Here is a 5318-nt window from a genome sequence, read left to right as displayed (position 1 = left end):
TGCTGGATCTGTTGCCTGTCGCCGTCGCTGAGCGGCTTGACCCCGCCGGTGCCTTCCAGGACCTTCAGCGCGCCCAGGTCCACGCGTACCGACACCACCGCCGGCTGGGTCGCGCGGTCCGCCGGCACGGTGACGTGGCCTTCCCACTCGGTGGCCTCGATGAGCAGGTCATGTCCTACCCTTGCGGCCACGCCCTGGCGAGCGGTGCGCACCAGCAACCGACCGACCTGCTTGCCAATCGCGTACTCGCCTGCTGCTGTGGCCATGATTCCACCCTACGCTCGGCCAGTCGGCCATGACATCAACCGTCAACGACTGGAACAGGGGCTGACCACCGCTTTAGGAGTGCGGTCTGAGCCCGCTCCGGCTACGGTCGTCGGCTGGTGCGGCAGTCGGACGGAGACGCTGGTGTACGCCCCCGTCCGGCGTCGTCGGTGTTAAGCGTAGATGTCAGCAGCCCTCATCCTGGCTGTCTGGCAGGTCGATCGGTGTACCGGGACAGATGGACAGAAGTGAAGGGCTGGTCCACCCTTCACTTCTATGACCGCCCCTCATCGTGAGGCTGCCACGCTATCGCGGCTGCCTGAAGCCATTTGTGTCGTAGCCGAGGAGATAGCCGGGTTGCTCCGGTCGTGTACAGATGCCACGGTGCCCATTCCTGGTGCTGAGTGGACGGTTGGAGAGTCTGCGGCGCACCTGGTCCTGGCCAACAAGTTGATGGCTGCCGTTGCCGCAGGACGTGAGCAGGTGTATGGCGACGGCAGACCAGGGGGACTTGCGGCGGCCAACGCCGCCTCGCTGGTTTCCTTCCCCGAACGCGACACCTCCGTCCTGGCGGACGGCATCGTCCGGCATGCGCGGGCATTCACCGAGGCGGCCGGCCTGCGGTCGGCGGACACGCCGACGGTGACACCGCTGGGGCCCATGGACTTGGGAACCCTTAGCTCCTACCTGCTGACCCACATGCTCGGGCACGGCTATGACATCGCAGCGGCACTTGGCCAACCACACATGATCGACCGTGACAGGGTTGAATTGGCGATGCCGTTTCTGATCACTGCGATGCCCCGTGTCGTCGATGTACGAGCGGCTGACGGGCGCAGTGCCTGCTACGAGCTAAGGGTGCGCGGTCTCTCTCGGCTCACAGTGACGTTCACCAACGGCGTGGTGGCCGTGCACGCCGAGCCCCCGCGCCGTCCCGACTGCACGATCATGATCGAACCGATCACGTTCTTCCTGCTCGCACTGGGCAGGCGCAGTGCCACCGGTGCCATCGCCCGCGGCAAGGTCCTCGCCTGGGGGCGCAAGCCCTGGCTCGCGCCAGGTTTCCCCGCATTGTTCACCGCACCATGACGGACGCTTGCCTGGTCCCGCCCAGGAAGCACATTGAGCTTCCTCGAGATGCGAGGAGCGATGCTGGCGCCGCGCGTTTACACGCTGGACCCGATGGCGCGCTGATCGAGCGCGACGGCCTGTAGTTCAGCTCGGCCAAGTCCGGCTTGCGGCGCTTCCCAAGCTCTCAGCTTGGGAAGCTGCGGGCATTGAGGGCCTGTTGTAGGCGCTGACGTGCTCGAACGGCGGGCTCGAGGCCGCTGCGAGCTCGGCCGCTTTCCCCGTGATTCCCCGCTGTTCCCCGCTCGATCTGGTGCGCTTGTGGTGCGGTCACTATCGGCGTGGGGCCCTACGTACCGGCACGCCTGTAAGCGCCTCAGAGGTGTTGCTTGGCTGCTCTGACCAGTCGGGTGATGTCGTCACGCGTCCGTACCCTGGTTTCGTCGAGTTCGGTCCTGCTGCCTGTCTTGGACATCGCCGTAACGTCTGCCAGCACGTCCTCCGCAGCCCGACTCAGCGTTTCCTCATCGGTGAGCATCTGCACCCGGAACAGTGCCTCTTGAGCATTGGAGCGTAGGTCGTAGGCGCGGATCCGCACCGTGTCGGGGTCCTCCAGTGGTGGCTGTTCGTGCTCGCAGAACCAGAGGTGAACCACGCAGCGGCGGTAGTTGACCAACGCGCCGGCGTAGGCGGAGTAGGCATCGAGTCGTTCCTGCCGGAGCTTCTCGCGGCGGGTGAACTGGTGGCTCCTGTCGGCGGTGCGCTGCTGGAACGCCAGGGTGATCCCCGAACCAAGCAGCGTTCCCAGGACGGCTATGCCGCTGGCGATGATGGTCTCCACACTCCAAGCTGATCACGCATCGCCGTCCTCCACGGGCGTAACGCGACTCCGATGCCAACACGCTTTCCGACTGTGTTGGTGGGGTGGTGGGCCGAGTCCGGCGCTGTTCACCTGCGTTCATGGGACGTCGACTGCTGGTCTCGCGGCAGCTCTGGGCCTCGCCTGAACGGTAGCGAACGGGGCTGAATGAGACGGAAACTGAGACGGCGGTGAAGCGTGTGGGCAGCGGTGGCAGCAGGCTCATGGCCTGGTGTACGCCGACTGCTGTGCTCGTCTGGGCACGACTGTCAGTGCCGTGCCTCAGACTCGTGTGGGAAGACAGGCTGCCGAAGGAGCCATGGTGGGGGTTTGGGTAACCGCTACGTTCGCGTTGATCGGCGTAATCACTGGCGCAGTGGTGAGCCCATGGGCAGCGCGCCGGCAGGCGTGGGTCACAGCTCGGCGCGAGGCACTGGACCGAGCCATCGTGGCCACCAGGAAGGCGAACCTGCGGCGCAACTACTTGCGAGGCGTAGCCAAAGACTGGTTGCTGCCCGTGCAGGTGGGAACCTCACCAGACGAGCAATGGCCAGCGCTGACGGATGAGCACCTGGCGCTAGCTCACGCAGCACGCGTACAGGTGCCCCTTGACGGTTTCGCGGAGTTCAGGGCTGCTGTTGTCGAGATGCGCGACGCTCTCGCGGTCGTGGAGCCATACGTTGATCTCGAGTGGAATTGGGAGCAGGAGTGGCTTCCTCGCTCAGAAACGTTCTCGTCCTTGCTCAGGCAGCTGAAGCAGGCACGCGACCGTAGTGCCTGGAGGCGTCGGCTGCGCCCCTGAGTCCGATCAGTCCCCCTCGTAGGATCGAACGGGGCTACCCTCAGCTTGGGAAGATGTGGGTATGTGAGGGCTGCTTTAGCTACTGGCCAGTTGGAACGGCAGGCAGATTGCTCGGTCTGACTTAGCAGCTCTCCCCGTGACTCCCCGCCGCTTCCCGCTCGATCTGGTGCGCTTATGGTGCGCATACCGGGAGGGAATTTATTGGTCTCAGCCGCCGTCGGCTCTTCGTGCGGTGTCAGCAGTCGCTGCTTCACGTAGCAGAGTGCGGATCTTCTCTCGAACCAGATGCTGTGATGAGAGGTACATGTCCACCACGGTTGCCTCGGCAGAGGGTGCTGTGTCTCGGGGGGAAGCGCCGTACGGATAGGGGTGTTCTACATAGGCAAACTCGAGCAGTCCCCATCGAAGACAGTTCCAGGATCTTCCAACATCCCTCCACCGAGGCTCTCCGGTCTGCCCTGCCAAGGGGATGAATGGGTTCACGTTCTGACGGATGTCGGGGAAGACGGAGCAGAGCACTTTCGCGTCATCGGCGAGCTGATTCCAGGCCCGCACGAGCGTTTCGTTGTCGTTCGACGAGTCTCCACGCGTGCGTTCCGCAGGGAATATGGGGAGTAATTCGCCACTGAGAGCCTCCAAGGCTTGAGCGGCAAGCCTTGTATAGGTGTCTGCTGCAGTTGGTGAATCCGTACTAGGTATTTCGTCTGCACTGGTTGTAGCTTCTGGGTCATCGGCTCTGGCGTCCGCCCGTTCCTCAAGGGCTGCTTGGGCCTCAGCGGACGCACGGGTCAGCGCGATGTTCGCTCCCAGTGCCTCCACTTGGACGTCACGGTCACGCAGCAGCAACCGGATTTCACGCCGGAAAGAAATAGCGAGCGTAGCCAACAACAACGGCCAGACCAGGACCTTGACGTACTCTAATGCGAGCTTCCAGTGCTCCATGCTCACCCTCCGGTTCCCTACGAGCGTAGAGCACTCAGAGATCAATTCAGACCGAAGCCAGGGAAATGGGCCTTACGGGGCAGCTTCGCTATGCAGCTCGATTTTGGCAGCACGGACGAAGTGCATTTCTGCCTCGCTGAATTGTTGCACGGCATCTGTGTGTGCGCTGCTGAGCATTGGAGGACGAGACCGCCATCCCTCTAGGAGGGCTCCGAACTCCTCGTCGTCCAGAGCATTGGGTGGCAACGCCCTCCGAGCCTCCTGGCAGGACCGCACCGCCACTCGGGCGTCATGGGTACCCAGCCTAACTAGCTCATCGGATTCTGAGGAGCTAGCGGAGCCGAGACGGCCCAGATCAACTAGTGCCTGCATGAGTTCCACGGCAGGACCCCTCACGCTCGGCGATTGATCATCCATTATTCGTCCGAGTTTGCCTAGTGCTCTCTCATAAATGGCCTGTTTGCCGAAATAATAGGCCATCCTTTGAGCGGCCTCAGTCATTCCCGCAGCAGGAGCGGCCACGTCATCAGGACCTTCCAATTCGATGATTGTTTGGGCCGCCTTGAGGGTCGCCAGAGCGTCATCAATAGCGGACTTCTGGGCCCTGATGCTCTCCCCTGATCGATCTTCTTCGCTGTCCGTGACAAATCGCTCACCCAGTTCCTTAGTGCGATTCGCGGCAAGGAGGAATGAGGCGTACGCCTCACGTTGGATGCCGCGGCGCCACTGCAGGTGAGCAGCGTTCGCCTCGGTGCGGACAGCGTCCAACGCCGCACGGTATGCGGACCTTGCCTGAGCCAACCCCGCCTCGCTGGTGGCCTCCGCCGTGCGCAAGCCGGCCTTCATCTGCCATCGACCGATGAGCATGCTGGCGGGAACCCCAATGAACGCCACTGCGGCCGCGGACAGCGCGGCTATCCCTTCAAGGTCCATGCTGGTCATGGTGCCGTAACTGTAGGGCGTGGTCGCACGATTTAGGTCGGCGAAACGGCTTTGGGCTGGAGCTGCTTTGGCGCGAGTGATCATGGCCCCGTAAGCTTCCGGCGCGTCGGGCAGTCTGTGGACCTGCCCGGTAAAGCACGACGTTACTGGCTGGTCTTCGGAGTCGCCTTGGCCATGCTGCGGGTTCTGGTCCGGTACGGCTCCGTCATGGACGCGTGCGGGCTGACCGTACTGCCCGCGAGATGGCGGCTCGCCCTGGCGCGGGCCACCAACCGCCCGATGCCGGATTCCCGTCCACCGCGCATCCTGCGGCTGCGGCCGACTCGCACCGGCCTGGTCCTACGGCTAAGAGGTCATCTCATTTGGCTGAGTAGGCTGTCGGCTGTGGTGGGGATCATTGAACGGCTGGTGCCGGACGAGCTGTGGGAACTGTTCCAGCGG

The 5318-nt window shown here is 63.5% G+C and carries 4 protein-coding genes and 2 pseudogenes; 2 read left to right on the top strand and 4 right to left on the bottom strand.

What is annotated here, in order from left to right:
* Positions 1 to 266, bottom strand: a pseudogene (locus tag AB0F03_RS37715) (YceI family protein); the annotation flags it as partial.
* A gap of 274 nt (positions 267 to 540) precedes the next feature.
* Between AB0F03_RS37715 and AB0F03_RS37710 the strand changes: the two are divergent.
* Positions 541 to 1353 carry a maleylpyruvate isomerase family mycothiol-dependent enzyme gene (locus tag AB0F03_RS37710; RefSeq protein ID WP_362000983.1) on the top strand — a complete coding sequence of 271 codons (813 nt, stop codon included), beginning with the start codon at positions 541 to 543 and terminating at the stop codon, positions 1351 to 1353.
* Positions 1354 to 1708: 355 nt separating this feature from the next.
* Here the strand turns inward: AB0F03_RS37710 and AB0F03_RS37705 are convergent, their stop codons facing one another.
* The 3 genes from AB0F03_RS37705 to AB0F03_RS37695 form a co-directional block, all read right to left on the bottom strand.
* On the bottom strand, positions 1709 to 2173 hold the full coding sequence (locus AB0F03_RS37705) for a hypothetical protein (RefSeq protein ID WP_362000980.1): 465 nt from the start codon (positions 2171 to 2173) through the stop codon (positions 1709 to 1711).
* A gap of 1027 nt (positions 2174 to 3200) precedes the next feature.
* Positions 3201 to 3941 carry a hypothetical protein gene (locus AB0F03_RS37700; protein ID WP_362000977.1) on the bottom strand — a complete coding sequence of 247 codons (741 nt, stop codon included), beginning with the start codon at positions 3939 to 3941 and terminating at the stop codon, positions 3201 to 3203.
* A 66-nt stretch (positions 3942 to 4007) separates the two neighbouring features.
* Positions 4008 to 4877: a hypothetical protein gene (locus AB0F03_RS37695; RefSeq protein WP_362000974.1), complete on the bottom strand. Its 870-nt coding sequence runs from the start codon at positions 4875 to 4877 to the stop codon at positions 4008 to 4010.
* A 117-nt stretch (positions 4878 to 4994) separates the two neighbouring features.
* Between AB0F03_RS37695 and AB0F03_RS37690 the strand changes: the two are divergent.
* A pseudogene (locus AB0F03_RS37690) lies at positions 4995 to 5228 on the top strand (hypothetical protein); the annotation flags it as partial.
* Between the last annotated feature and the right edge of the window lie 90 nt (positions 5229 to 5318).

This window comes from Streptomyces sp. NPDC028722, assembly GCF_040637655.1.
In the GTDB taxonomy this organism is placed as follows: domain Bacteria; phylum Actinomycetota; class Actinomycetes; order Streptomycetales; family Streptomycetaceae; genus Streptomyces.
The sequence above is the reverse complement of the archived record's forward strand: the minus strand, read 5'-3'. Positions and strand labels throughout refer to the sequence as shown.

Excerpts from the sequence above, each read along its gene's own strand:
- AB0F03_RS37695 (WP_362000974.1), bottom strand. The coding sequence starts at position 4,877 with ATGACCAGCATGGACCTTGAAGGGATAGCCGCGCTGTCCGCGGCCGCA.
- AB0F03_RS37710 (WP_362000983.1), top strand. The coding sequence starts at position 541 with ATGACCGCCCCTCATCGTGAGGCTGCCACGCTATCGCGGCTGCCTGAA.